The following is a 1402-nucleotide window of genomic DNA, read 5'->3' as shown; positions in this document are numbered from 1 at the left end:
ACGCCAGATTGCCGGCGCGCGCGTGCGGCGGCCAGGCGCCCCGGCCCTCGGGGCGGCGGCGGCCGAGCAGCAGATCGCACTCGCCGTCCGCGATCCGGCGCACGAAGCCGGTCAGCAGAGCGGGGTCCAGCGATCCGTCGCAGTCGCAGAAGCAGACGAACTCGGCGTCGGTGGCGAGCAGTCCGGCGTGGCAGGCCGCGCCGAACCCGCGCCGTCCCTCCGTGACGACGTGCGCGCCGAGGGAACGGGCGAGCTCGGCCGAACCGTCGGTCGAGCCGTTGTCGACCACGATCGCGCGCCAGCCGTCGGGGACGCGATCGAGTACCCAGGGCAGCGCGGCCACCTCGTCGAGGCAGGGCAGAACGATGTCGGCCCGGGGGAGGCCGGTGTGCGGGGCGGGCGGAAGCGGAAGAGCGGCAGAAGAATCGGTCACCCGCATCACCCTACGGAGACAACTCCGGCATTTAGGTCATCAGGTTCTTACGAAACATGGACATCGGCCGGATGGGGGCGCTCGGGCTCCCGGAGCCCCGGGGTGGGGGTGCCACAGTGGAGGCCATGGAGAACACCCCGCCCGCCCGGCCACCGGCCCCCGTCCCGCAGGGGGCACGCGGCCGGGTCCTCGTCGTGGACGACGACCCGACCGTCGCCGAGGTCGTCGTCGGCTATCTGCACCGCGCCGGTTACACCGTCGAGCAGGCCGGCGACGGCCCCGCCGCGCTGGCGCGGTTCGCGGCGCACCGGCCCGACCTCGTCGTCCTGGATCTGATGCTGCCCGCCATGGACGGGTTCGAGGTCTGTCGCCGGATGCGTGAAAACGGACCGGTCCCCGTCATCATGCTCACCGCCCGAGGCGACGAGGAGGACCGCGTCCTCGGACTGGAGACCGGCGCCGACGACTACGTCACCAAGCCGTTCAGCCCCCGCGAACTGGTCCTGCGGGTCGACTCGGTGCTGCGCCGCGCCCGGGCCGCCGTACCGGCGGACGGGGCCGGCCCGCTGTCCGGCGGCGGTCTGAGCCTTGACCCGGCGGCCCGACAGGCCTACCGCGACGGGCGCGGACTGGCCCTGACGCTCCGGGAGTTCGACCTGCTCGCCTTTCTCCTCCGGCACCCCGGGAAGGCGTTCGGGCGGGAGGAGCTGATGCGGGAGGTCTGGGGATGGGACTTCGGTGACCTCTCGACGGTCACCGTCCACATCCGCAGACTGCGCGGCAAGGTCGAGACGGATCCGGCCCGCCCCCGGCTGATCCGCACGGTGTGGGGCGTGGGGTACCGCCTGGACCTGGAGGAGGAGGGCCCGGGCGTACAGGCGGACGCCGGCCGGGCCGGAACCGAGGACCTTCACGGCGGGACGGACCCGTACGGCACGGGAGCGCACCCGGGCCGTACGGGTGCCGATC

Annotated in this window: 2 protein-coding genes; one reads left to right on the top strand and one right to left on the bottom strand. The window is 73.7% G+C overall.

Translation table 11 applies throughout. From position 1 onward, the window contains the following. The coding region (locus CR470_RS37935) for a glycosyltransferase family 2 protein (protein WP_179892525.1) at nucleotides 1-439 on the bottom strand (439 nt) is incomplete at its 3' end. Nucleotides 440-558: 119 nt separating this feature from the next. On the opposite strand from CR470_RS37935, the gene CR470_RS37930 reads away from it, so the two are divergent. Then, nucleotides 559-1402 (top strand): response regulator transcription factor (locus CR470_RS37930; protein WP_257139069.1); only part of this gene is annotated, 844 nt, incomplete at its 3' end.

Source organism: Streptomyces sp. rh34 (assembly GCF_002551245.1).
Lineage (GTDB): Bacteria > Actinomycetota > Actinomycetes > Streptomycetales > Streptomycetaceae > Streptomyces.
Note: the sequence above shows the minus strand (reverse complement) of the source record. Positions and strands in the feature narration are given on the sequence as shown.